Below are 331 nucleotides of genomic sequence, written 5' to 3' on the forward strand. Positions count from 1 at the left end.
AAGCGGGTAGCGACATCTTCTGGTGGGAGAGAGAATTGAATGATATTGGGAATGTGTTTGAATAGTTGATGGGGAGGATGATGGGGGAATGTATGATTAATGGATTTGAAGGGGTGAATATGGAGAAGAATAATGGAGAAGGGGAGGTGATGGTGAATGGATTGGTGGATGAGTTGTTGGAAGGGGATGGTTGGTTTTAGGGAGATTATGATATGGGGTACAAAGGGGGAATTGTATTGTATGGAGAGGGTGGAAAGGGGAAGAGGAGATTGGTGAAATGGATTGGTGGAAGTATGGGGGGAGGGGGAGCGTATTGGGAGATTAGGGAGTA

The 331-nt window shown here is 45.9% G+C and carries 1 protein-coding gene; it reads right to left on the reverse strand.

Going from position 1 to position 331, the window contains the following annotated elements; all coding sequences use genetic code 11:
- The coding region (locus tag FS628_RS33200) for a hypothetical protein (protein WP_369008904.1) at positions 1-134 on the reverse strand (134 nt) is incomplete at its 3' end.
- Between the last annotated feature and the right edge of the window lie 197 nt (positions 135-331).

This window comes from Paenibacillus xylanexedens, from assembly GCF_007676705.1.
In the GTDB taxonomy this organism is placed as follows: domain Bacteria; phylum Bacillota; class Bacilli; order Paenibacillales; family Paenibacillaceae; genus Paenibacillus; species Paenibacillus xylanexedens_C.